The sequence below is a fragment of the Burkholderia cepacia genome (genome assembly GCF_001039005.1).
Lineage (GTDB): Bacteria > Pseudomonadota > Gammaproteobacteria > Burkholderiales > Burkholderiaceae > Burkholderia > Burkholderia theae.
The window spans coordinates 96,810-122,227 of record NZ_LDWR01000006.1; the positions used below are offsets into that span (position 1 = coordinate 96,810).

General features: G+C 62.7%; 20 protein-coding genes and 1 pseudogene. 6 read left to right on the plus strand and 15 right to left on the minus strand.

The annotated features are described in order from the left end of the window. Positions 1-14: 14 nt before the first annotated feature. The 8 genes from dbpA to VL15_RS03005 form a co-directional block, all read right to left on the minus strand. Positions 15-1,412: an ATP-dependent RNA helicase DbpA gene (gene dbpA, locus VL15_RS02975; RefSeq protein WP_048243035.1), complete on the minus strand. Its 1,398-nt coding sequence runs from the start codon at positions 1,410-1,412 to the stop codon at positions 15-17. Beyond that, positions 1,409-1,606 carry a hypothetical protein gene (locus VL15_RS02980; protein ID WP_048243036.1) on the minus strand — a complete coding sequence of 66 codons (198 nt, stop codon included), beginning with the start codon at positions 1,604-1,606 and terminating at the stop codon, positions 1,409-1,411. Before VL15_RS02980 ends, dbpA begins: the two co-directional genes overlap by 4 nt. Positions 1,607-1,859: 253 nt before the next feature. Beyond that, on the minus strand, positions 1,860-3,521 hold the full coding sequence (gene mqo / locus VL15_RS02985; RefSeq protein WP_196319536.1) for a malate dehydrogenase (quinone): 1,662 nt from the start codon (positions 3,519-3,521) through the stop codon (positions 1,860-1,862). Between the two features lie 507 nt (positions 3,522-4,028). After that, entirely contained in the window at positions 4,029-4,901 is an 873-nt protein-coding gene (locus VL15_RS02990) for a hypothetical protein (RefSeq protein ID WP_048243038.1), read from the minus strand. A gap of 1 nt (position 4,902) precedes the next feature. Then, positions 4,903-8,757: a type VI secretion system Vgr family protein gene (locus VL15_RS02995; protein ID WP_048243039.1), complete on the minus strand. Its 3,855-nt coding sequence runs from the start codon at positions 8,755-8,757 to the stop codon at positions 4,903-4,905. Between the two features lie 19 nt (positions 8,758-8,776). Further along, the gene (locus VL15_RS39485; protein ID WP_080970690.1) at positions 8,777-9,028 is read right to left on the minus strand and encodes a PAAR domain-containing protein; all 252 of its coding nucleotides are present in this window, start codon (positions 9,026-9,028) and stop codon (positions 8,777-8,779) included. 345 nt (positions 9,029-9,373) lie between these two features. Further along, positions 9,374-9,661 (minus strand): hypothetical protein, encoded by a 288-nt coding sequence (locus VL15_RS03000; protein ID WP_048243040.1) that lies wholly within the window; start codon positions 9,659-9,661, stop codon positions 9,374-9,376. A gap of 64 nt (positions 9,662-9,725) precedes the next feature. Beyond that, positions 9,726-10,214 (minus strand): Lrp/AsnC family transcriptional regulator, encoded by a 489-nt coding sequence (locus VL15_RS03005; protein WP_048243041.1) that lies wholly within the window; start codon positions 10,212-10,214, stop codon positions 9,726-9,728. Between the two features lie 128 nt (positions 10,215-10,342). Here VL15_RS03005 and VL15_RS03010 point away from each other — a divergent pair, with 128 nt between their 5' ends. Both VL15_RS03010 and VL15_RS03015 read left to right on the plus strand, forming a co-directional pair. Beyond that, the gene (locus tag VL15_RS03010; protein ID WP_048243042.1) at positions 10,343-11,380 is read left to right on the plus strand and encodes a histone deacetylase family protein; all 1,038 of its coding nucleotides are present in this window, start codon (positions 10,343-10,345) and stop codon (positions 11,378-11,380) included. Between the two features lie 70 nt (positions 11,381-11,450). After that, a complete protein-coding gene (locus VL15_RS03015) occupies positions 11,451-12,593 on the plus strand; it encodes a branched-chain amino acid ABC transporter substrate-binding protein (RefSeq protein WP_048243043.1) in 1,143 nt (380 codons plus the stop codon). A 96-nt stretch (positions 12,594-12,689) separates the two neighbouring features. Here VL15_RS03015 and VL15_RS03020 read toward each other — a convergent pair whose 3' ends face one another. Beyond that, positions 12,690-13,559, minus strand: a complete 870-nt coding sequence (locus VL15_RS03020; RefSeq protein ID WP_048243044.1) for a mechanosensitive ion channel family protein — start codon at positions 13,557-13,559, stop codon at positions 12,690-12,692. Between the two features lie 332 nt (positions 13,560-13,891). On the opposite strand from VL15_RS03020, the gene VL15_RS03025 reads away from it, so the two are divergent. Next, entirely contained in the window at positions 13,892-15,265 is a 1,374-nt protein-coding gene (locus VL15_RS03025) for a M23 family metallopeptidase (protein WP_048243045.1), read from the plus strand. Between the two features lie 135 nt (positions 15,266-15,400). Then, the gene (locus VL15_RS43665; protein WP_329955927.1) at positions 15,401-15,652 is read left to right on the plus strand and encodes an autotransporter outer membrane beta-barrel domain-containing protein; all 252 of its coding nucleotides are present in this window, start codon (positions 15,401-15,403) and stop codon (positions 15,650-15,652) included. Here VL15_RS43665 and VL15_RS03030 read toward each other — a convergent pair. From VL15_RS03030 to VL15_RS03045, 4 genes are all read right to left on the minus strand, one after another. Then, entirely contained in the window at positions 15,543-16,385 is an 843-nt protein-coding gene (locus VL15_RS03030) for an AraC family transcriptional regulator (RefSeq protein WP_048243046.1), read from the minus strand. The two genes, VL15_RS43665 and VL15_RS03030, sit on opposite strands and share 110 nt — an antisense overlap. Positions 16,386-16,534: 149 nt before the next feature. After that, positions 16,535-17,275 (minus strand): fucose-binding lectin II, encoded by a 741-nt coding sequence (locus VL15_RS03035; protein WP_048243047.1) that lies wholly within the window; start codon positions 17,273-17,275, stop codon positions 16,535-16,537. 199 nt (positions 17,276-17,474) lie between these two features. After that, positions 17,475-18,314 carry a fucose-binding lectin II gene (locus tag VL15_RS39030; RefSeq protein WP_053077569.1) on the minus strand — a complete coding sequence of 280 codons (840 nt, stop codon included), beginning with the start codon at positions 18,312-18,314 and terminating at the stop codon, positions 17,475-17,477. Between the two features lie 136 nt (positions 18,315-18,450). Continuing rightward, the gene (locus tag VL15_RS03045; protein ID WP_048243048.1) at positions 18,451-18,840 is read right to left on the minus strand and encodes a fucose-binding lectin II; all 390 of its coding nucleotides are present in this window, start codon (positions 18,838-18,840) and stop codon (positions 18,451-18,453) included. 939 nt (positions 18,841-19,779) lie between these two features. Between VL15_RS03045 and leuA the strand changes: the two genes are divergently transcribed. After that, positions 19,780-21,489, plus strand: coding sequence for a 2-isopropylmalate synthase (gene leuA, locus VL15_RS03050; RefSeq protein ID WP_048243104.1), 1,710 nt, complete (start codon positions 19,780-19,782; stop codon positions 21,487-21,489). A 450-nt stretch (positions 21,490-21,939) separates the two neighbouring features. Here the strand turns inward: leuA and VL15_RS03060 are convergent, their stop codons facing one another. Together VL15_RS03060 and VL15_RS43050 are read right to left on the minus strand one after the other, a co-directional pair. Then, complete coding sequence (locus VL15_RS03060) at positions 21,940-22,218, minus strand: hypothetical protein (protein ID WP_048243049.1); 279 nt, start codon at positions 22,216-22,218, stop codon at positions 21,940-21,942. A 141-nt stretch (positions 22,219-22,359) separates the two neighbouring features. Next, a pseudogene (locus tag VL15_RS43050) lies at positions 22,360-22,641 on the minus strand (septal ring lytic transglycosylase RlpA family protein); the annotation flags it as partial. A 1,347-nt stretch (positions 22,642-23,988) separates the two neighbouring features. On the opposite strand from VL15_RS43050, the gene VL15_RS03065 reads away from it, so the two are divergent. Then, complete coding sequence (locus tag VL15_RS03065) at positions 23,989-25,341, plus strand: GntP family permease (protein ID WP_048243050.1); 1,353 nt, start codon at positions 23,989-23,991, stop codon at positions 25,339-25,341. The last annotated feature ends 77 nt before the right edge of the window (positions 25,342-25,418 follow it).

Consider the following 25,418-nt stretch of genomic DNA (forward strand, 5'->3'; position numbering starts at 1 on the left):
CCGCCCGGGTCGTCTTACTCTTCGTCCATCAACCGGACCTTGACCCGCTTGCCCTTGATCTTCCCCGCATTGAGCTTGCGCAGCGCGTCGTGCGCGACACCGCGCTCGATCGCGACATAGGTCGAGAACTCGGTCACGTTGATCTTGCCGATCTGCTTGCCGTCGAACCCTGCATCGCCGGTCAGCGCGCCGAGCACGTCGCCCGGGCGGATCTTGTCCTTGCGTCCGCCGAGGATCTGCAGCGTTTCCATCGGCGGCAGCAGCGTGTCGTCGCCGGCCGGCTTCAGCTCGGCGAGCGGATGCCATTCGACGTCGCGCTTCTGCGCCTGCTCGATCCCGCCGACACGGCCCATCTCGTCCATGCTGGCCAGGCTCAGCGCCCAGCCGTCCTGATCGGCGCGGCCGGTGCGGCCGATACGGTGCACGTGCACTTCCGGGTCGGGCGTCACGTCGACGTTGATCACCGCTTCGAGTTGCGCGATGTCGAGCCCGCGCGCAGCGACGTCGGTCGCCACCAGCACCGAGCAGCTGCGGTTCGCGAACTGGATCAGCACCTGGTCGCGTTCGCGCTGGTCGAGCTCGCCGTGCAGCGCGAGCGCGTGGAATCCCTGCGCGTGCAGCACGTCGAGCAGGTCGCGGCACTGCTGCTTGGTATTGCAGAACGCGATCGTGCTCACCGGCCGGTAGTGGTTCAGCAACTGGCCGACCGCGTGCAGCCGCTCGTTCTCGGTCACTTCATAGAAGCGCTGGCGGATCTTGCTGTTGTCGTGACGCTCTTCGAGCTTCACTTCCTTCGGGTTGCGCAGGAACTGCTGGCTCAGCTTCACGATGCCGTCCGGATAGGTCGCGGAAAACAGCAGCGTCTGGCGCGTCGTCGGACACATCCGCGCGACCTTCGCGATGTCGTCGAAGAAGCCCATGTCGAGCATCCGGTCGGCTTCGTCGAGCACCAGCGTGTTCAGCGCGTCGAGCTTCAGGTTGCCGCGATCGAGGTGATCCATGATGCGGCCCGGCGTGCCGACGACGATGTGCGCGCCGTGCTCGAGGCTCTGCGCCTGCGGGCGCATCGGCGTGCCGCCGCACAGCGTCAGCACCTTCACGTTCTCCTCGGCGCGCGCGAGGCGGCGCACTTCCTGCGCGACCTGGTCGGCGAGTTCGCGCGTCGGGCACAGGATCATCGCCTGCACGTCGAAGCTGCGCGCGTCGAGGCGCGACAGCAGCGCGAGCGAGAACGCGGCGGTCTTGCCGCTGCCCGTCTTCGCCTGCGCGATCAGGTCCTGGCCAGCCAGCGCGATCGGCAGGCTCGCGGCCTGGATCGGCGTCATGTCGACATAACCGAGCTGCGCGAGGTTGGCGAGCGTCGCGGGCGTCAGCGGCAGCGCGCTGAAGGGCGTGGCGGTCGGTTGGGTCATTCGAGGTCTCCGAGGTAAGGCTTGCCTTCCATCTGTTCGTAGACGACGGTGCCGTCGTCGCCCTCGAAGCGTTCGAGATAGTTGCGCGCGCCGCACAGCGGGCAGCGGAACAACAGCCCCTGGCCCTCGTCCTTGATGACGACGTCGGACGTTTCCCACTGCGTGCCGCAGCTTTGGTTTCTGCAGGTAAACACGGTCTTTCTCCAGCTGAATTCGGTTGGTGGCGCGCCCGGGCGGGCGCGGCAACGGTGTGCGGCGCTCGCGCGGCTCGGGCGCGGGCCGCACCGTGCGTCGGTGCGGATGGTGGATCGGGAGGCGACACGGGGTCGCGCGTGCCGCAATTCTAGCGGAAGCGGGCGACCGGCCGGGCGATCCGCCCGTCCGCATCATGAAAAACGGCCGCCCCGGAGGGCGGCCGTGTCGTGCGGCGCGGCGGCGCGTGGCCGGTTACAGCGCCATGTCGGCCGATGCCTTCGCCGGGCGCGCCGGCGCGGTGCCGGTCGCCTGCGACGGCACGCTGACGTCGATCTTCGGCGGCGGCGAGAGCTGCAGCACGTCGCTGGTGTAGGTCCATTCCTCGACGACCTTTGCCGGGCTGTCGTTCAGCTTCGTGCCGTAGCTCGGCACGATCTGGCGGATCTTCTGCTGCCACTCGGGCGTCGCGACCTTGTCCTTGAACACCTTCTTCATCAGGTTCAGCATGATCGGCGCGGCCGTCGATGCGCCCGGCGACGCGCCGAGCAGGCCCGCGATGCTGCCGTCCTGCGAGCTGACGATCTCGGTGCCGAGCTTCAGCACGCCGCCCTTCACCGGGTCGCGCTTGATGATCTGCACGCGCTGGCCGGCCTGCCACAGGCGCCAGTCTTCCTTCTTCGCGTTCGGGAAGTATTCCTTCAGCGCGTTGAAGCGGTCGTCGTCGGACAGCATCAACTGGCCGGCGAGGTACTGGACCAGCGGGAATTCATCGACGCCCACGCGCATCATCGGCGCGACGTTGTGCGTGTTGGTGCTCTTGAGCAGGTCGAAATACGAGCCGTTCTTCAGGAACTTGGTCGAGAACGTCGCGAACGGTCCGAACAGGATGATCTTCTTGCCGTCGATGATCCGCGTGTCGAGGTGCGGCACCGACATCGGCGGCGAGCCAACTGACGCCTTGCCGTATGCCTTCGCGAGGTGCTGCTTCACGACGTCGGGGTTGTCGGTCACGAGGAACGAGCCGCCGACCGGGAACGCGCCGTAGTCCTTCGCCTCGGGGATGCCCGACGCCTGCAGCAGGTGCAGCGCGCCGCCGCCGGCGCCGATGAACACGAACTTCGCGTCGACCGATTGCGGCGGTTCATCCGAATGCAGCTTGACCCACGACACGTGCCACGTGCCGTCGGCGTTGCGCGAGATCTCGCGCACTTCGCTCGACAGCGACAGCGTGAAATTCGGCTGCGTCTTCAGGTAGCCGACGAACTGGCGCGTGATCTCGCCGAAGTTCACGTCGGTGCCGATCGGCGTCCAGGTGGCGGCGACCTTCTGCTTGCGGTCGCGGCCTTCCATCATCAGCGGCACCCACTGCTTGATCTGGTCGTAGTCGTCCGAATACTGCATGCCGCGGAACAGCGGGCTCGCCTGCAGTGCTTCGTAGCGCTTCTTCAGGAACCGGACGTTGTCGTCACCCCACACGAAGCTCATGTGCGGCGTCGAGTTGATGAACGAATGCGGGTTCTTCAGCACGCCCTGCTTGACCTGCCACGCCCAGAACTGGCGCGAGATCTGGAACGACTCGTTGATCTCGATGGCCTTCGAGATGTCGATCTTGCCGTCCGCCTTCTCCGGCGTGTAGTTGAGTTCGGCGAGCGCCGAGTGGCCGGTGCCCGCGTTGTTCCAGCCGTTCGAGCTTTCCAGCGCGACGCCGTCGAGGCGCTCGACCATCGTCATCGACCAGTCAGGCTGAAGCTCGTGCAGCCAGACGCCGAGCGTCGAGCTCATGATGCCGCCGCCCACCAGCAGGACGTCGACCTTCTTCGTATCGGCGGCATGCGCGGACGACGCGGCGACGCACAGCGCGAGCGCCGACAGTATTACCCGTAACGTTTTGATCACAGCAGATCCCTTTTTCAACTTGGATGCATCGGTTTGCCATGCCGCCCGACGCGCGTTGCGATCTCGGCCGATACGCGGATCCGGAGATCCGGATCGCGAATCCGGAATTCCGGATCGACGCTGCTCGCCGTTGCATTTGCGCACGCGAAACCGTTGAGGAGGACACCTTCGGATCGGCTTCTTGCGGACGGGCAATCGCCTGCATCGCGGTGGCGCGCAACGCGCCCGGGCCCTAGCGGCAAGCCTGCGCGGATGGCGCTTCAGGCTGCGTGGAAAGAGGCCGCGCGCGACGCGTGTGGCGGGGGCGGGGTGGCAAGGGGCGCGTAATATAACCGAAGTCGTTTGCCGTGTCGCACGCGAAAAATGTCCTTGTTTTTGTGGGGTTTTTCGCGTGTCTGGGTTTCCGGAATCGGGGTGTGGTGGTTGTCGGAAAAGCGTGGGAAGTCGAGTGCCGACGCAAGAAAAAGGGGCCTGCAGTTTTCGGGAGGTCGAGAAATTCTTCGAACACCCGTCCCGTCCTCTGGCTCATGCTTCGTCAAATTCCGGGTCTTTCGCCCACCATACTGGATGATCGTGTTGCCCTCTCAGCCACATCCACTGACCTGCGACGAACTCGGTGGCCTGTCGCTGTTCGTGTTCCTCGTGCGGCGTCAGTGTGCGGACCTTGGGAAATTGTTTGCCCTTGTAGACCACCAACTGATCCGAACTGGAGACCGCGCTATATCCCTCCCATAACCCCGTCTCCGGACAAAGCATGCCTGTGCAGAGGTTCATTTCGCCATACTTCTGGCGCTTCGCCTGGCGCTCTTCGAGGCGGCGCTGCCGGCGTTCCTCGGGCGTCAGAATCGTGTAATCGCGACTTAGTCTGACTATACTCAGCATCTGCGGCAACGATCCATCCAATGGATTTGCGTAACCAAGCTCGACATCAATGGGGAATTTACTTCCGGGAATATTTTTTGATCGATAGCGAAAATCCTGAGCATTTGGCATGCTCGGGTGACGTGGCATTATTTCATTTCCGTATCGACGATTATCGTGCGAGTCAACCCAAAAGTCTTCCAATTGGAGAAGGACCTTGATTTCCGTATCTGGCAGACCGGCGATCATCGGGCTAAGATGAATTCTTATTTCTGCTGGAACGATTTTCACCTTCGATCGATCGTCGCTGTAATCTTCCGGATCGGTGCGTGTGACAAGTTCAATCGTCGTTGAAGACAAGGCGCGATTGGAATAATGATAAAGAGCGCCTCTCGCGGATTTCTGAGTCCATGTTGAAAAGAGTTTGCCTACGGTCATATCCCGCGGATCAAATGGCTTGTCATCGCGCAGGATCGCCATTGCTTCTTTCAGGATGCTGTGCACCGCGGCCCGCTGTTCATCGGCGGTCGTCTGCATTTCAAACCCCTCCCCCAGTGGCTCGTAGTGACTCACTATAGGCTCCAGTGCATGTGCCGGGGTTGAACACGAGAGCGCGATCAGGACGGTCCCAATAATCCTGCACCACGCCCGCACATGCGTAAGCGTCTTCTTCATGTAATTGGCTCCGGTAGCCGTCTTTGAAACTCGCCATCTTCGCCGCAGTCTCCGGCGACACCCGTAACAACTTGCACACTTCGGCCTGTGCAATAGGCACATCGGATTTCACATAAGTTCCGCCCACTTGGTTTTGTATATACGAAATCATCCAATAATAATGAAAAATCAACATGCGATGCAGTCCCAGCATTACTCGATTATCGTCGTGAATTTTGGATTTTTCGGCGACTCTGAGAACAGCCTTTTGTGTATTATCTTCATACGCCATCATCGCTTGCGCGAGCATTGAGTAGTCGTTTGGATGTTGCTGAAGCAGCGCCATCATCCAGAACGTTTGCTGGCAATGTCGCGCCTCGTGATAAAGCGTGTCCGAGAATGCCTTCAGGGTGCCATCGAGATCGGTTGGGTCTTTTTCCGCCACAAGAATCTTCATGATTTCAGATTCTTGAATAAGTATCGTCCAGTTTTTTGCATTGAATGCCGCACTCACGTCAGGACGCATGTTGTATCTGGCTTGCCCTTCCAGTGCATCAACAATGGCTATTTGAGGAAGCACTCCGTTGGAAGTCGAACCGTCACCAACATCACCATCCGGCAACCCGAAAGGCCCCGTGCGGAGGGCAGTATTCAACACACCGAATACCGCAATCGCGATCTGGTTCTTGAGTTGGGTTGATATCCCACCGCCCGACGCACTGAACTTGCTCCACTCGATCTTGCGAAGCGCTTCCTTGATCGCCGCCGTATAGGTTTTCGTCACCGGATACACGACATCGTTGCGCGGTCGATTCCCCGGCACATCGCCCTGCTTGGCCCCATCGATGAAGTGATGGAAGCGCAGCCCGAAGTTGAGCGGATCGCATGTCGCAAACAGTGGTGGTTGATCTTCGGACGTCGCCCCCTGTTCCGGCGTGCTCACCGTCTTGCCCCTGATTTTCGCGGTCCGCTTGTCGGCATTGGGTGCGGCAGCGGTGTAAGGCATCGTGTTGTCGCGCACGACCGCCGCGTGATTGACTGCGATTATCTTGTCCGGATCGCTTGCGGCCAGTAACTCGACGGATCCGAACGTAACGTCATGGTCGGTAATCAGCGACGTTTCACCACGCTCGTTACTTACCCCCTCGATCACGCGCCCGTTGTCGAGCGTGACGCGGTACGGCTGATGCGGCAGCGCGAAGCCGCTGGCGTGTTCCATCAAGACAAAGTGGGCGGCAAACTGCCCTGGATTGCCCGGCGTGATCGGCAAGTGCATGGGCCGAATCTTGGGTGCGTCGGTCTGGTGGCTTCCCGCATAGACTGTGTGTTCGCCCGCCGTGCGCACCACGTAACCCTGATTGTTGATGCGCAATTCCGTACTACCGGCGTGCAGCACAATCTCCTTCGCGGCATGGAGATGAATGCTGTCGGTGGTACTTGTGATGGAGACCGACTGTTTGGCTGTCACGTCTATGCCATCGGTCTGCGCTTCGATACGTACCTTTCCAGCGGCCGCGATCAGCTTCATGCCTGCCTTGTGCACGAACAACGAGAACGCGTTCGCCACGCTCGCGAACAGCGACCGGCCGACCGCCAGGCCAACATGCCGGCCGCTCGTTACCGCGATATCCTCGTTGCCCGCGATATGAACGTTGCGCTCGGCCGCGAGACTGATTCCCGCCGCGCCGGCCAGCACCATGTCGGCTTCCGTCAGTTCCGGGAAGTCGTGCTCTCCACCGGACGGCTTCCCGCGAATCGCGTCGTTACGGGCCTTGATCGCCCGCGCCACGTCGCTCTGGTCGCGGTCATGCCGCTGTGCTTCATGCTTTTGCGCCAACCGGGACAGAACCTCCTGAAGCTCGTGTGCCAGCGCGAGCCGACTGACCGCTTCATGTGCATCCTTCGCGTGGCCGGGGCCGCCGGCTTGGCCGTCTGTCGTGACGAACAGGCCCCTCAACGCCCGCATGACACCCCAATAGTCCGTGCGGAGGTCGAAGCCTTTGCCTCGTGCATCCTCCCGGCCCTTCTTTTTCACGATGCGCCGGATATTCCCGAGACTGAGTTGTGAGGTACCCGCATCGCTCGCAATCTGCGTCTGGATCTGCCCCTGTGTATCGTCGATGGCGACATGGCCCGATGTCGTGCCATGAAACTCTCGGCCGCGCAGCACCGTTACGGCGTGATTGGCCGGCAAATCGAGTGCCGGTTGTCGGAACGCGTTCACGGCACTGCCGACGATCACCGGCAAATCCGGATCGCCGTAGTAGTGCGATACCACCACTTCATGGCCGATGCGGGGAATGAATGTCGCACCCATGTCCACGCCCTGCCACGGCGACAACACGCGCAGCCAGATACCGGCATGCTCGTCGTGCTTGCCCTCACGATCCCACTCGAACTGCACCTTCACTCGGCCGTATTGGTCCGTCCAGACTTCCTGCCCGGCCGGCCCCACGACAATGGCTTTCTCCGGGCCGCTCAACACGGGTTTGTCGACACTGCGTTTGAGCCGGAACGGTTCGTTTGCGGGCAGCAACTCGAACTGCGTATCCACGCGGTATGTTTGCGCGCTGCCTGCCCGGTTGCCAATTTCCTCGATATCGAGCGTGCACGACACGACGACGTATTCGCGGTTTGCAGACTGCTGCGGGTAGCCTGTCAGGATGAATGTGCGGCCGACCGTCAGCCCGCGCAAGTTGCCCTCGCCGTGCGCACGCAGCCCCGCACAGCGCTGCGCCTCGAGTTGCACACGCGCAAAATGGCGCGCTTCCCGGTCCGTATCGTTCGGTTGGCCCGAAAGACCTTGCGCGCCTGCCAGCGGTTGGCTGTAGTCGCCCCAGGCGTAAATCTCGCCGTCCGCGCTGGCCGTCCCGCGAGGATTCTCTTCGGTGGCAGCCAGCATCGCACGCGGACGCGTGTAGTCGTAGTCCGTCACGGTGACACGGCCGGCCGTGAGCCGGCTCGTCACCGACAGCGCATGAATGTGTTCTTCGTCGATGCGCTTGCTGTCGGGCGGCAGATAGCGCAGCGTTTCGTAGGCCGCACCGTGTGGATGATGGCCGCCGATCGTGTCGCACAAGATCAGGCGATGATGGCCGTTGTCGTGCTCGAACCACCACCAGATACCCCATTCCTCCCACAGACGCTGCAGAAACGTCCAGTCCGATTCGAGCGCCTGACGCTGCATGTCGCGCTTTGGATAAATCCCTCGAAATACACCCACGAGCCGCTTTTCAACCGTGTACGGATATTTCGACAGCACCGCATCAGTGATGTCGACGACGGTCATATCTTGAAAGAGCCGACAATCCTGCGTGAGCGTTGCACGGTAGAGCCACGGCCGCAGTTCGAGTTCGTACAGAATCGAGTCGCGATCTTGGCCGGCAATGCGGGCCGCCACGACCAGCCCCGTGATCTCGCGCGTGCCCGCGCCGATGTTGCCGAGCCCGGCATTGCCCGCAAGGCCCGGTTTGAATTGCCCTTTGCCTTCGAGTCGGATCGAAAGGGTGACTTCGGTGCCGACCACTTTATCGAGATCGAGGTTGGACGTTACGCTTGGGGAGAATGCATAGGCGTCGTCGGTGCGCAGCGTGATGAGATAGCGGCATTCGTCGAGGCGGCCGATCGTTTCGGTGCCTCGCAAACGTACCGGAACGAATACCGGAAGCGCATCCATTCCGTAGGTGGGCAAGGCTGCGCCGGAAATGGACAGCGTACGGGCTTGGATCAGAATCGACATGATTGCTGGTCCTCGCCGCTCAAGTACCGACGACCGTGGCGCCGCAGCCGGTTTTGTCCCCGCGATACGCGACCAGTCGGCCACGGTGCGTGCGCGGGCCGCTCGCCAGCAGTGGAAAAACGCCATCACATTTCGGGCATGTCACGCCGTGGCCGTCCAGCGCGACGCCGATGCCAAGATGGGTGAGATCACTGGCGGCTTCGGTAACGATGCCACCATGATCGGTCGCATCTCCGAGGCGAACCATTTCCCGGCCTTGTGCGTTTTTCATCGATGTCCCCGTGCGAGGAATGAAACCCTCCTTTTACCTCGCGTCGAAGCACTGCACAATTTTCAAGATGGGAATCAGTCGATTTCGATAATTTGATTAGTATTTCGACTGATATTTTCGTACTTATACTAGGGTTGCGGATGTGTCGCCGACGTCGCCAGTGGCAGGAGGGCGATCCTTGCCGTGGCTCGGAAATCCAGAGGACTGCAGATCCCGTTAAATATTCGTTCTTCCGGCAGCCGTGCGCACGATGAAACTTCGCCTCGCGTAATGCGTGGCCCGACAGGATCGGTGACACGCCCGTCCGTTTTCCAAGCACGCCCTCGGCGAGTTCGGTCTACCCGCTTACTTCGCCGCAGCGTTCCGGCAGAACTGCTCGTATGCCTGCGCCGAATTCGCGAAGCCCTTTTGCTTCGCGAGCTCCCACGGGCGCTCGCATTGCTGCGTCTGTGCGCACCATGCGTAGCCGGCCGAGCCGATGCAGCCGTGCGCATCACGATCGCCGCCGACCATCGGCGGTGCGGCCGGTGCAGACGAATCGGCCGGCGCGGACGATTGCGCCGCACAGGCGCTCAAGGCGAACGCGCAAGCCAGCGCGGCGACAAGCGAGGCGGAGGAAGTGAATCGCTTCATCAGGTAGTGCTCCATGGGATAAGGGTTGGGAACGGAATAACGGCTTGCCCGTTCATCCTGCCGCTCACGCGTCCGGCACCGGCACGCGCGACGAGAACTTCACCTCGCGCAACGCGAGGCTCGACTGGATCGACGACACACCGGCCTGCTTTCTCAGCACGCGCTCGACGAAATCCGCATACGCGTCGAGATCGGCCGCGACGACCTGCAGGATGTAGTCGGCCGCGCCGGTGATCTTGTGGCACGACAGCACCTCGTCGTGACGCCGCATCACATCCTCGAAGTGATCCGAATCCTGGCCCGAGTGCATGTTGAACGTCACCTGCACGAACGCGAACACGTTCATCCCGAGCGCGCGCCGGTCGAGGTTCGCCTGGTAGCCGGTGATCACGCGCTCGTCCTCGAGCCGCTTGCGGCGGCGCCAGCATGGCGTGACGCTCAGCGACAGCTTTTCGCCGAGCGTCGCGTTCGACAGCGCACCGTCTTCCTGCAACAGGCGGAGCATCGCGCGGTCGACGCTGTCCAGTTCAACCGAAGCGCGATTTTTGCTCATATCCGTGATTCCATAGATAGTTTTCTCAAAATTGTACGAAACGAAGAGGCGAAAAGCAAAGTTATTGCCGGTCAGCGTCAATAGACTGTTGCCACCCCCCCTCACTGCCATCACAGCAACGGTCAACCATGCTCGCGGTCTACAGCAGCGATCACCACCTGCATCGCGGCGTCGAACTGAAGGACGGCGCGATCACCGAGTCGTTCGAAAACCCCCTTCGCGCCGAAACGGTGCTCGCGCAGGTCCGCGCGGCCGGCCTCGGCGACGTGATTGCGCCGCGCGCGTTCGACCGCGCGAGCTATGCCGGCGCGCACAGTGCGCGCTACGTCGATTTCCTGGCCGGCGCATGGGACGAATGGACCGCGACCGGCCGCACCTGCCAGGCGTTGCCGCTCGTATGGCCGGTGCGCGCGATGCCGGCGGCCGCGACGCTGCCCGGCTTCATCGACGGCAAGCTCGGCTTCTTCGCGATGGACGCCGGTGCGCCGATCAACGCAGGCACCTGGGACGCGGTGAGCGCGAGCGCGAACTCGGCGCTTACCGGCGCCGACCTGCTGTCGAACGGCGGCGCGCGCGCGGCCTTCGCGTTGTGCCGCCCGCCCGGCCACCATGCCGGCCGCGAGTACATGGGCGGCTACTGCTACCTGAACAACGCGGCGATCGCGGCGCAGCACGGCATCGCGAGCGGCGCCGCGCGCGTCGCGGTGCTAGACGTCGATTTCCATCACGGCAACGGCACGCAGGACATCTTTTACGACCGCCCGGACGTGCTGTTCGCGTCGATTCACGGCGAGCCGGCCGTGTCGTATCCGTACTTCTCCGGTTATGCGGACGAGCGCGGCGCGGGTGCTGGCGAAGGCTTCAACCTGAACCTGCCGCTGCCGAAGGGCACGCAGTGGGACGCCTACGCAACCGCGCTCGGCCATGCGGCGGCCGAGATCGTTGCGCATGCACCCGACCTGCTCGTCGTGTCGCTCGGTGTCGACACGTTCGAGCACGACCCGATCAGCCATTTCCGGCTGCGCTCGCCCGACTACCTGCGCATCGGCGAGGCGCTCGCGCGCCTGAACCTGCCGACGCTGTTCGTGATGGAAGGCGGTTACATGGTCGAGGAGATCGGCATCAACGCGGTGAACGTGCTGCTGGGATTCGAAGGGCGCGCATAAGCGCGTTGCACTGCCTTCAACGAACGACGTATCCGAACCCGAACGAAGAGCGACAACGAAGGAGACAAGCATGAATCGACATCACAAGACGGTACTCGCCACCGCGGCCGCGCTGACCTGCGCACTGTCCGCGTTCCCCGCGCACGCGGACGAAGTCGTGCGCATCGGCCACGTCGCGCCGCTGACCGGCGCGATCGCGCACCTCGGCAAGGACAGCGAGAACGGCGCGCGGCTCGCGGTTGAAGAAATCAACGCGAAGGGGCTCGTGATCGGCGGCAAGAAGGTCACGCTGCAGCTCGACGCGCAGGACGACGCGGGCGATCCGCGCACCGCGACGCAGGTCGCGCAGCGGCTCGTCGACGACAAGGTCGTCGGCGTGGTTGGCCATCACAACTCGGGCACGTCGATTCCGGCGTCGCGCGTCTATCGCGACGGCGGTGTCGTGCAGATCTCGCAGGCCGCGACCAACCCGACGTACACGCAGCAGGGTTTCAAGACGACCTATCGCGTCGTCGCGACCGATGCGCAGCAGGGGCCGGCGCTCGCGATGTATGCGGCGAAGAACATGGGCATCAAGACGGTCGCCGTGGTCGACGATTCGACCGCGTACGGGCAGGGCCTCGCGACCGAGTTCGAGAAGGCCGCGAAGGCGGCCGGGATGAAGGTCGTGTCGCGCGACGCGACCAACGACAAGGCGATCGATTTCCGCGCGATCCTCACGAAGATCAAGGGCGAGAACCCGGACGCGATCATGTACGGCGGGATGGACGCGACGGGCGGTCCGCTCGCGAAGCAGGCACGGCAGCTCGGCATGCGCGCGAAGATCCTCGCCGGTGACGGCGTGTGCTCGACCGACCTGCCGAAGCTCGCGGGCCCGGCGTCCGACAACGTCGTGTGTTCCGAAGCCGGCATCGCGCTCGAGAAGATGCCGGGCGGCGCGGCGTTCGCGAAGCGCTATGAAGCGCGTTACCACCAGCCGATGCAGGTGTATGCGCCGTTCTCGTACGACGCCGTGTACATCATCGTCGACGCGATGAAGCGCGCGAATTCGACGGAACCGGCGAAGGTGCTGGCCGCGATGCCGGCCACCGACTATCGCGGCGTGATCGGCGAAACCAGCTTCACGCCGCAGGGCGACCTGAAGCACGGCGCGATTTCGGTGTTCACGTACAAGAGCGGGAAGAAGGCGCTGCTCGATATCGTGAAGATGTGACGCTGGAGCGGGCCGGGCAGCAGGCGTTTGCCCGCCCGCGCATGTTTTCGTTCCGTCGCGGGACCGGGCTGGCGGCCCGGTCGATGCATACGGCTGTTACAGCGCCCGTGTGCGTGCGCCGTCCGCGCTGCGCGCCGCGTCGTGCACGATGTGCAGCTCGCGCGTGCGGATCGGCAGTGCGCAGTTCGCATCGGCGAGCGTCTTGCGCACCTGGCGCGCGAGGCGCCAGCGCGTCGCCCAGAACTTGTCGGTATGCGTCCAGACGCGCATGTTCGCAACCAACGTGCTGTCGTCGAAGCGCATCACCATCACGTCCGGTGCCGGTTCCTGCAGCACGTCCGGATCGGCGATGGCCAGCGCACGCAGCGCACTGAGCGCGCGATCGATATCGTCGTGCACCGACACTTCCACTTCGAGATCGAGGCGGCGCGTCGGATTGCGCGTGTAGTTGCGAATCGAGCTGCCCCACAGCGCGCTGTTCGGCACGTATTCGCAGATGCCGTCCGGCTTCGTCAGCCGCGTCATGAACAGCCCGACTTCGTCGACGGTGCCCGCGACGCCGGTGCCGCCGTCGATATAGTCGCCGACCTTGAACGGTCGCAGCAGCAGAAGCATGATGCCGGCCGCGATGTTCTGCATCGTGCCCTGCAGCGCGAACCCGATCGCGAGGCCGGCCGCGCCGAGCACCGCGACGATGCTCGCGGTTTCGATGCCGAGCTGCGACAGCGCGCCGACGATCGCGACGATGCGGATGCCCCATACGGCGACGTCGCAGAGAATCGGCCGCAGCGTGTCGTCGACACGCTCCTTGTTCGAGAGCAGCCGGTTCAGCCAGTTGCCGATGCGTTTCGACAGCCACCAGCCCGCGACGAGCAGGGCCAGGCCGGCGCACAGCCTGATGGAAAGGGTGGACAGCGCGTTCCACAGGAACGTCCAGCGTTCCGGATGAAGTTGATCGAGAAACATGCGGGATTCCGGTTGAGTGACACGTTGCGCGATACACGAGGGTCCCGCCGCATTCGGGCAGGCACGGGTTCGCGCGCAGGGAGCGTTCGACTGCAAACGTCATGCGATGGTTCGCGCGAATGCATGCATGGGGTCGGAGCGACATGCTGACGGATGGCGCGATCCGGATTTCGTTCTAGTACTAAGCGCAGGCTCAGGAAAATAAGATTGGTCCTATTTAGCCGTTTCAGGCACGCCGATACACTCGCTTTCAAGTTGCCGGATCGCGACGCCAGTTCCTCCGCGATACCCGGATCCCTCCCGATTATTCATTGATAGCGAGTGACGACGTCATGCGGTTCGACCTGCGTTTCCGTCTCGCACGCGAACAAGGTCAGACCGCCCGGCGCGGCGTCACGTGCTTGCCGATTCGCCGCGCGCTGCTGTGCGGTGTCATCGCGACGGCCGGCGTGGCTGGCGCACACGGTGCGGCGGCGCAGGCGGCTCACGATGCCGCGCCGTTCGCCTCCGTGGCTGCGAAAACGACCGACCTTGTCGACGTGCCTTTTTTCAGTTCCGCGCGCACGACGTGGGGCGGCTTGCGTGCATCGGCGGCCGCGCCGCTCGATGTCGCGTCCGCATCGCATGCTTCGCACCCGATGACGGGCACCGATCGCAACGACCCCGTTGCACGCTTCGGCGCATGCGTGGCCTATCGCGTGCTGTGCGATGCGGCGCGCGGTGCGGTCGAACGCGGATATGCGTCGCGGTTTGACTACGGTCTTTCTTCGCCGTTGCCCGAGATGGGTACGCAAACGGCGTTCGAGTTGCGTGCGGTCAATTTGGCTTCCGCAGAGCCGTTCATGCTCGCGCAGCCCGATCGCGGCACGCGAGCCGGCGCAATCGACGGCAGCCTGCAAGCGTCGCTGGCGCGCGCCGAACTGCCGGCCGGCGTTGCCGCGCAGATCACCCGCATGCTGGTCGGGCGCATCGATCCGAAGCAGCGCGGCGTGATCGGCGACACCTTCCGTGTGACATTCGGACCGGACGCCGACGCGGCACTGCCAGGCGGCGTGCGCGTGACGGCGCTCGACATCCGGTTTCGCGGCCAGCACGTCGCGGGGGTGTGGTTCGCGCCCGACGCAGGCTCGTCGGGCGCGTATTACGACTTCGACGGCATACCGCTCGCAGGCGCGCGGTTCGCGATGCCGGTCGCCGCCAAGCGGATCAGCTCGCAGTTCGGCGCGCGCGTGCATCCCGTAACCGGCGCGCGTCACGTGCATTCCGGCGTCGATCTGGCCGCGCCGGCAGGCCGTGCCGTTCATGCGTCGGAGCGCGGCGTCGTGACGTTCATCGGCACCGAGCCGCGCGGCTACGGCAAGTACGTGGTGATTCGTCATGACGGCGGTTATGCGTCGTATTACGCGCACCTGTCGGTATTCGAGCCGACGCTGCGAACCGGCATGCGCGTCGCGCGCGGCCAACGGGTCGGCGCCGTCGGCAGTACGGGGACCGCGACCGGCCCGCATCTGCACTTCGAAGTCCGGCGCCATACGCGTCTCGTCGATCCGGTTGCGCTGGTGCAGGCGGCCAGTGCGGCGAAGCTGAAGGGCGAGCGGCGCGTGGCGTTCAACCGCGTAGCGCATGCCGCGCGCACGCAACTGGCGTCGGCCGCGTGGTCGACGCCGGTCGCGATGTCGACGGCTGTCGCGCCGCACGCGGGCTGATATTCGAACGACAACGACGCGACGAACGGCATCGGTCGAGGCAGGGTTGCCGGTCGCGCTCGGCTACGGGCTGACGCTCGAACCGCAGGCGCAGATCGTGTGGCAAGGCTGTCGCGCGATCGTTTCAACGACGGCGTGTCGAACATCGCATGGAACAACGGCAACACGTTCCGCGGCCGGATCGGTGCGCGGCTGCGATATGCGTTCGATGCGAACGGCGTGAGCTGGACGCCTTATCTGCGCGTGAACGTGCTGCGCGTCGTTCGGCGCAGACCGCTCACGCGGATTTTTCCTGGACAGGCAACCAGATTTCAAGCACGCCGGTACCCGTCACCGGATCGTAGTCCTCGCTGTAGCGTTCGAACTCGGGCGCGTCCACCGCCTTGAATCCCGACGTCGGCAGCCAGCCGTTCCAGATGCTGTAGAAGGTCTGGTGAAGCGTCGAGATGTGCCCGCTGTGTTCGAAGACCGCATAGCGTTGCGGTTCGAGCTCGACGCAGCGAAATGGCGCGGGCAACCGGTCGCGATGCTTGACCTCCACGCCGGCGATGTATTCGAAGCTGCCATCCGAATCCGGGTTGCAGCACACGCCATAAGTTTCGCCGCCGACCTGGCCGGGGATGTGGCCGATGTACGGGATAAAGGCCTGCCAGAGCGCCGGAATCCCTTCATTGGTTTCGAAGGTATAGCGGCTGCTCATGCCCGCGATCAGCTGCTTTTCGGTGACTTCGAAGCGTGATGGTGTCACGGCGATGATTTTCAATTCTTTCATGCGAAACGGCTCCACAAGAGACAACCCGTCGAGAGTGCGCCGGGCCCGCACCGCTTCCGGCGTGACGCCGAAGAGATCGCGGAAGGCGCGCGTAAACGCCTCATGGGAGCCATATCCGGCATCGAGCGCCACGGGAAGGATGTCCGGTGCGCCTTGCGCCAAGGTTCGCGCCGCACGCGTCAGCCGTCTCGACCGGACATAGCGCATCACCGGCCAACCGGTATTCATCGAGAACAGGCGTGAAAAGCCGAAGCGCGTCATGTCGCAATCGGCCGAAATCCTGTCGAGTGTCAGTTCCCTGTCCAGTTCGGTTTCGATGAACCAGAGTGCTTTTCCAACCGGATCCATAGCGTTCCAATGAAGGTGTCGGGCGGACTATATGGTATCGGCGGCTGGGGCATTTGATCGTTCTTGCGGTGCGCGACGTGGCGCAGCGGGAGCGCTGAAGCAAATCGCCACGCCGGGCGGCGTGGCGAGGGTCGGCAGGATTGAGTTGCTCAGCCGAGCGGCCAGTTCAGGATCGCGATACCGTCGTTGTAGTCGCCGTCCGCGCCATCCTCAGAACCGACCAGCCCGAAGTAGGTCTTCTTGAAGATGTCGACCTGACGCGAGCCGATCTTCGACGGCTTGCCGTTCGCCGTCACGGCCACGCGCACCTTCCCCTTGCCGGAGTTCACGATCTGCGTGTTCAGGTTCGCGTCCTGCGTGCCGGCGCCCTGGAAGGTCGCGGCCGGTTTCGGATTGTCGTCGACGAAGACCTCGATCGTCTGCTGCGCAGACGAGTTGACGAGCGCCGTCACGCCGAACGCGATGTTCGGCGGCAGGTTGAAGAGGCCGTCGCGTTCGCCGCCGCCGCTCGTCGCGGGGTCGGGCTGCGCGGGTTGGGGCTGTGCCGTCGCCTTGGCGAAGTACGTGACCACGGCGCCGATGCCGAACTTCGCGGCGGCGCCGGGCAGCACGCCGGGCGCGCCGGCCCAGGTCACCGTGCAGGCGTCGACCTTTCCCGTCGAGTCGGTCTTGACCTTGTTCATCCAGCTGCTGATGTCGAAGCTGTACGGCACGGTGGAGATATGCACGAACACGTCGTATTGCGGCAGCTTTTCCACGAGTTGCGCGGTCATGAACTGGCGCATCCGGTCGAGCATGGCCTGGTCGCCGCCGGCCTGCACGGCGAGCGCGTCGTTGCCGGCGAGTTGCAGAAGCGCGTACAGGTCGTCATGGGTAAAGGGTTGTGTCATGTCGTCCTCGTCGTAATGGAATGTCTCGCGTTACGCGGCCGGCGAATCGGTTTCGCCGTGCCGCGCGCGGAGCGAAGCGTGGGCAGCCGTGACTGCCAGAACGAATCGCAATGGGTGGTCGACCGCGTCGCCATTGCGGTATCGATAACGGCGCGCAATACATGCCGCGCCGTGACGCTGAGTTGGCGCCTGCCGTGGCTCAGCCCAGCGGCCAGTTCAGGAACACGATGCCGTCGTTGTAATCGTCGTCCGTGCCGTCTTCCGATCCGACGATCCCGAAGTACGACTTCTTGAAGATGTCGACCTGCCGCGAGCCGAGCCGCGACGGCTTGCCGTTCACCGTCACGATCACACGCACGTGTCCCTTGCCCGAGTCGAGCACCTTCGTGCCGAGGTTCTCGTCGTGCGAGCCGGCGCCCTTGAACGTGGCGGCCGGTTTCGGGTTGTCGTCGATGTAGATGTCGATCGTCTGCTCGTTCGCCGCGTTCGCGAGCGCGGTGACGCCGAACTTGATGTTGGCCGGGAGATTGAACGTGCCGTCGCGTTCGCCGCCGCCACCGCCGATGTTGCCGGCGCCGCCGGTTCCGCTGCCGCCGCTGCCCGTTTCGGCGCCCTGATTACCGCCGCCCTGCTGCGACGATTGCGCGGCCGTCTCGCCGATCGCGGAAAGGCTCGCGAACGAATCGATATGCATCGTGCTGCCGCGCACGCTTTTCCACTGGCCTTTCACGAACGTGACGTCGCTGCCGGCGTCGATAGCTACGACGAGCGTGAACGGCGAGCGGCCGCTGGTTGCCGGGGCTTTTTCCGAGTGCGTGAAGCAGCCGTCGGCGACGATGCCCTTGTCGGTCGTGATCGCGAAATAGATGCCGGGATAGTTGTCGCCAGTGGCGTACGGCGTCGGCACGTTGAGCGTGACGAGCAGCTTGCCGTCGCGAATGTTCTCTTTCGCGAGGTCGAGATGCAGGCCCGGGATGTCGACGTAAGTTTCGGACGTGAGGACGGGCGCACTGGTGATCGAAGCTGAAAGGATAGGCATCGTGGTTTCCTGAAGGCGAAACGGGTTTCGATTGCGTTGCTTCTCGATGCGATGCAGAACCGCCGGGCGGTGCGACAGGAGGCTGCCCGTCGGTCGTGAGCGGATCGGCGGAGCGATCCGCTGGTCGATCAACCGATCAGCCGATCGGCCATTGCAGCACGACGATGCCGTCGTTGTAGTCGCTGTCGTGGCCATCCTCCGACACGACGATCCCGAAATTGACCGTGTACGGCGAACCGTCCGATTTCTTGCCGTTGATCGGCGCGAGGCGCGCGTCGGTGGCCGACGGCTTGCCGTTCACCGTCACTTCGAAACGGATCTTGCCGTTTCCGGAATTCAGCGTGGCTTCGCGGGTGCCGTCGCGCGTCGTCAGCTTGTGATACGCGGCGGGTTCCTTGCTGTCACCGATGAACAGCTTGATGTGCTGTTGTTCAGCGGCATTCGCGAAGAAAATCGCGCGGAAATCGGTATTCGGCGGAATCGAAAATTCGCCGGCGCGATTGGATGACGTTTGAGAATCAGCCATGCTTCCTCCTGAAGAACAGTGGTAGGGCGTCTCGCCGCGTTGTGCAAACGTTTTCCGTTTGAAACGCGGTTCGACAAGCATGTCGAAAAATAAATAAAAAAATATTCTATTGAGAATGGTTATTGTTCAATAAATCGAAAATCAACGTAAATCGATTTAATGAAATGTGATTAATGGTGGTGTTTCGATATATTCATGAAACTATATCGATTCGTGTATCGATTTGATGAACGATGCGCGATCGCGCAGGCGGATCGGGAGAGGCGGGGACAATCGGGCTTCGGGGCGAGCGTTCGGTGTTCGCATATGGCAGCGTTCGTTTCAACATCAGCATCTCTGTCACGGCCGCGCCCACCGGCCACCACCGAACGCCCACGCCGAAGCTTGATCGCAAACGGAAGGTGTGCGGCGACCGGCGAAGATTGTTGACCGACTCACTCCGAACATGAATAGGACTTCACCGGCGCCGCACCCGTGCAGCATAGCGACGCGACAGGCCGCCGCCTATCGGACTGGACTGATTCTGCAGGCATCGCGGCCGCGCGATTCACGCGCACCCCGTTGACAGCCCCGGCCACCCTGTGATTTGATTCCGGCCATGCAAGCCGCCCAGCCCCTCTTCTCGCTACGACTACTAGCCCGTTTCTCCGGGCTGGGTCTGCGGCTGCGCGCTTTCCATCTGCTTCTTTCCTGAAGCGCCAGATTTCCCCCGTATCACCGACCTGGCCCCGGTTGTCGACCGGCGCTTGAGTTCGTCTTTCTTCCGTATCGCTCCGCTCCGTCCCGGTCGCTCAACCGTCAAGGCTGTCGTTCGCCGTACCGCTTTGCCGTTGTGCCGCTTTTTTGCCGTTTTCAACGCTGCGCGCGCAGCCGGCCTCCATGGCCGATGGCCGCCGCGCCGCGGTTTCCCGACAAACCGACCGAGGACCGAACATCATGATGCTGAAGAACCCCGCGACGAAGTACCGACCGTTCACGCCCGTCAACCTGCCGAACCGCACATGGCCGTCGCGCACCATCACGCACGCGCCGATCTGGATGAGCACCGACCTGCGCGACGGCAACCAGGCGCTGTTCGAGCCGATGGATGCGACGCGCAAGATGCGGATGTTCAAGACGCTGGTCGCGATCGGTTTCAAGGAAATCGAGGTGGCGTTCCCGTCGGCGTCCGAAACCGACTTCAACTTCGTGCGCGAACTGATCGAAGGCGGCCACATTCCCGACGACGTGACGATCGAGGTGCTCACGCAGGCGCGCGACGACCTGATCGAGCGCACCTTCGAATCGCTGCGCGGCGCGAAGCGCGCGATCGTGCACCTGTACAACGCGACCGCGCCGGAATTCCGCAAGATCGTGTTCGGGCTCGACCGCGACGGCGTGAAGCAGCTCGCGGTGAACGCCGCGCGCACGATCAAGCGCTGCGCGGACGCCGCGACCGATACGCAGTTCACGCTGCAATACAGCCCCGAAACCTTCACGGCCACTGAGCTCGATTTCGCGAAGGAAGTCTGCGATGCCGTCTTCGACGTATGGCAGCCGACGCCCGAGCGCAAGGCGATCGTGAACCTGCCGGCGACCGTCGAAGTCGGCACGCCGAATTTCTACGCGGACCAGATCGAGTGGATGCACCGCAACCTCGCGCGGCGCGATGCGCTGATCCTGTCCGTGCATCCGCACAACGACCGCGGCACCGCGGTTGCGGCGGCCGAACTCGCGGTGATGGCCGGCGCCGACCGCATCGAAGGCTGCCTGTTCGGCAACGGCGAGCGTACCGGCAACGTCGATCTCGTGACGCTCGCGCTGAACCTGTACACGCAGGGCGTCGATCCGGGCCTCGATTTCTCGCAGATCAACGAGGTCGCGCGCACGTCCGAGGAGTGCACGCAGTTGCCGATCCATCCGCGTCATCCGTACGTCGGCGACCTCGTGTTCACCGCGTTCTCCGGCTCGCACCAGGACGCGATCAAGAAGGGCTTCGCGGTGCAGAAACCCGATGCCGTGTGGGAAATGCCGTACCTGCCGATCGATCCGAGCGACCTGGGCCGCACATACGATTCGATCATTCGCGTGAACAGCCAGTCGGGCAAGGGCGGCATCGCGTACCTGCTCGAACAGGGTTATGGCGTCGCGCTGCCGCGTCGCCTGCAGGTCGACTTCAGCGCGGCCGTGCAGCGCCTGACCGACGACAGCGGGCACGAGGTGACGAGCGCGCAGATCTGGTCGCTGTTCCAGCAGGAATACGTCGAGGGGGATGCGCCGCTGCATTATGTCGGCCATGAACTGTCGGAACGCGACGGCCGCGAGACGATCGTGCTGACTGCCGACGTGCACGGCGAGCGCCGTGTGCTGCGCGGCGAAGGCAACGGCCCGCTCGACGCGCTGATGCACGCGCTGCGCACGCCGCTGCGGATCCAGCACTACGAGGAACGCGCGTTGTCGCAGGGCGCCGACGCGAAGGCGATCGCGATCGCGGAGCTGGCCGGTTCGGGCGTGCGCGGCAGCGCGTTCGGCGTGGGCATCGACGCGAACCTGACGACCGCGTCGATCCGCGCGGTGATCAGCGGCATCAACCGCGCATATGTGCGCGCGGACGAAGCGGCGCAGGCGACGTTCTTTGCCGCGCAGCCGGCGGTGAAGGCCGTCGCGTAAGGGGGGGCGACTACGCCGGCGTCGTCCGGTGTAGTCGCTGTGCCCCGACGAGGGGAAGGAACCGATCCGCTGGATCGCCGATGCGGTGGTCAGCGCCGCACAGAAGGTGGGTTTCGATTTTCCGTTGCAGCAACTGCGGTTCACGGCTGATACGGGCTGGATCAAGCTTCAGCGCGTGTCGGGGCGCGTGATGGTGTTGTTGCGGCCTTGAGCCGTGCGTCACGCGTCTCCTGCTCGGCCACGTCAGATTGAATGGGTGTGGCGCCAAAGCCGCTTCGCCTGCAGCCGCCACACCTTCCTTTCTGTCAGCCTCGCGGGCCGTCAGCAGGTCACCATGATGCCTGCCGGGCGCGAGTCACTCGCAGGCCGCACCACGATTTCCACACGCTGGCCAAACGAGACCAGCGCCCGTATCAGCAGATCCCGCGAAACCTTGCGGAGTCCGTCGCGCTACTCGGCGGTGACGACCGGCCGGGCCATCTCCGCAAGCGCCGCCGCATCGCCGGTCGTTTCGATGCCAGCGAGCTTGTAGACGTTCTCGTGGGACGCAATAAGGCAGCGAGTAACGCTGACGATTCCATTTATGGCCAACGTGCGTATTGCTCGGCGCACTTGAATGGTCGTTAGGCCGAGCGGTTGCCTCAGTTTCTTGACAGTCCACTCACCCCCGTCCGACATCAGGGTAATAATGCGCGCTCCCACCGGAAGCGTTTCGTCAATCTTCAGCATCGCAGTACCTCCTCTCATCTGCTATCGGCTCGGCTGCAGACCCACGCGCCTGTCCAAAAAATGCACGGATGGGTCGAAGTGATGGTCCTGACGATGTCCGTGTCGAGCTCCGAGGCGATGCCCGATTGGATCGGCAGCAGGTCACAGCTGCGTGATCGCCACGCGGGCAGTACCTGTTCTCCGGATACCGAGCGCTGATGCGGCGGCGTACGACAGGTCGATGATTCGATGAAAGTTAAACGGGCCACGATCGTTAATACGAACGATGACGGATTTTCCGGTGCTAGCCAGTGTGACGCGGACATACGAACCCAGAGGCAACGTTCTGTGTGCTGCCGTCATGGCATTCATGTTGAGCCGCTCACCGCTTGCAGTGCGATGCCCGATGAATGCCTTTCCATACCATGACGCAATCCCCTGCTGATAGAGGGCAGTCGACGCCGTGGGCTTGCCTTGTTCACCGTCCGAAGGGCGACGTCCGTTGGATATCTTTTCGTACTGCGACGTAATCTCCTGTTGATGGAATGTCGCGGACACTGCCGATTTAACCGGTTGCGGTTCTGGCTCGATCGGACTCGAACTAACAATCTCGGGTTGATTTTCGCTCGATTGAGTTTTAGATAATGGTGATGTAATGGAATGCTGATCTACCGGGACACAATGACAACCCGAAAGCGTGGCTGCGGAGAAATATATGATAAATACAAGATTAGGATAGCGAAAATTCAAGATGATGAATTGAATCAAGAGTTGATGTGTAGAGGTGGACTCGATCTCACATGGCGCCAGACGCAACTGCATTGGGCGTGGAAAGACCAGGGTGGATGAACGGCGAGCCGGCGGACTCGTCGTCATCATCCATGACTGACCAGGCATTGACATCAGCAAGCGGCGCAACAGGTGCAGAAGTCGGTGCTGCGGCCGGGCCAGGTGCGTGTGAGCAGGATTGGCCCTCACCTCTCCAATGCTATTCGGAAAGTGTACGCAGTGGTATCAAGCGGGCTGAACAATTGTCAAATCGACGATCAGGCGCCAGCGCAATCGCTTGAAGGACATTGTCGGCCGAGGAGTTCAGATCGTAGCGATCAGCGTGAACGGCCGTCGCGCGTGGAAATGCGGCGGCACCCTCGGCCGCGACCCAGTATTCTGGAGACGTATGCGTGTCCTTGTGATGCAACACGCATATCCACCGGCACACATCCCGACCCTCATGAAACGCCAAGCGCAGCTTGTCAACCAATAGTTCACAAACTGTGACATTGAATCGCGCGGAACTCGATATCATCGGTGGTGTGACGCTGAGATGTTGTGCTTGATCGCCAGCAGACGGGCGATGGGTGGTAACCAGCGAGCAATTCCATTCGTTCAGTAAATTAGGATTACTACTAATTTGAGGGGCGTATGAGCGGTATGACTTGCGGCGACGACATTTATCGTGACAGGAGGTGCGGCACGCAACTGCGAGATGCGCTTTAATTTGTGTTCTTGAGATAGCGCTATCTTTTGACGGGTGACGGCTTCCGTGAACGAAACGGTATCTGGGGTAGTTGTGGGTGTTGCCGCGGAATTTGCCGACTACGCCGCCGAATCCTGGACGTTCGCCGCCAACGCGGCATCGCCGCGTTCCGGCATCACCCGTCTAGGGCGAAGTGGTTGGGCGATCTCGTCCCTGGCGACATTCGCTTGGCCGCGTGAGATAGCAGATATCTCTGCAGTCTTATCACCGCATCCACTCAGAGGAACAGCGGGCACTACAACAATGGAGACACTATGCATAACGTAGCAGGCAGCGCTCATCTGCTGATCGACGCCCTGATCGCGATCGTCGGACTGATTCTATTGATCACCCGCTTCAGGATTCACCCATTCGTCGCGCTGACACTCGCGTCCGGATTCCTTGGCCTGATTTCCGGGATGCCGGTCGCAAAGATCGTGCAGTCCTTCCAGGATGGCTTTGGAGGCGTGCTGGGCTTCGTGGGCATCGTTCTCGGACTCGGCACCATGCTCGGCAAGATGATGGCCGAGTCGGGCGGAGCAGATCGCATCGCTCGTACCCTGATCAATGCGTTCGGCAAGGAGCGGGTGCAGTGGGCCATGATGTGCGCTGCGTTTCTAGTCGGCATCCCGCTCTTTTTCGAGATTGGATTCGTCCTGCTGATCCCGCTCGTCTTCATCGTTGCGCGACGCACCGGCGTGCCGCTGATCAAGGTCGGCATCCCGCTGCTCGCGGGTCTGTCGGTCGTCCACGGCCTCGTGCCCCCTCACCCCGGTCCTCTGCTTGCGATCGGCCTGTTCGGCGCCGACATCGGCAAGACCATCTTTTACGGGCTGATCGTCGGCTTGCCGACGGCAATCATAGCGGGTCCGCTTTACGGTTCGTTCGTCGCGAGATACGTTCAGGGCTCGGCGTCTCGAGAATTGCTTGATCAACTTGCTAAGGAATCCGAATCGAAAAACCTGCCTGGGTTTGCGGTGACGATCTTCACCGCATTGCTGCCGGTATTGCTGATGCTGATCAAGACATTCGCAGACATCAGCCTCCATGCAGATAGCGGTTTGCGTGCCTGGCTGGACATGATCGGCCATCCGATTACTGCGTTGCTGCTGGCATTGCTGGTATCTCTGTACACGTTCGGCATCGCACGCGGCTTCGATTCCAGGCAGATTCTGAAGTTCGTCGACTCCAGTCTCGGGCCCGTGGCGGCAATCATTCTGATCATCGGCGCTGGCGGCGGATTCAAACAAATGCTTGTCGCGAGCGGCGTCGGCGACGCGATTGGCCAGATGGCGGTGCAGGCACATATGTCTCCCATCCTGCTCGCATGGTTTGTTGCGGCCATGATTCGAATTGCGACGGGGTCCGCGACGGTGGCGACGATCACTGGCGCTGGTATTGTCGCGCCCGTTGTTGCAATGGTCCCCGGTGTGAATCGTGAACTTCTGGTTCTGGCGACCGGTGCCGGTTCGCTGATCCTGTCGCACGTGAACGACGCGGGATTCTGGCTTGTCAAGCAGTACTTCAATATGAGCGTCGTCGAGACCTTCAAGACCTGGACGGTGATGGAGACCATCGTCTCCGTCGTTGCGATCGTTCTCATCATGGTCCTCTCAACGCTTGTATAACCTATTCCGCCCTTCTCTGGAGGGGTGTGAACGTAGTTCCAGTCCATCGACGGCAGTGAATCAAATCGGAGAAAATC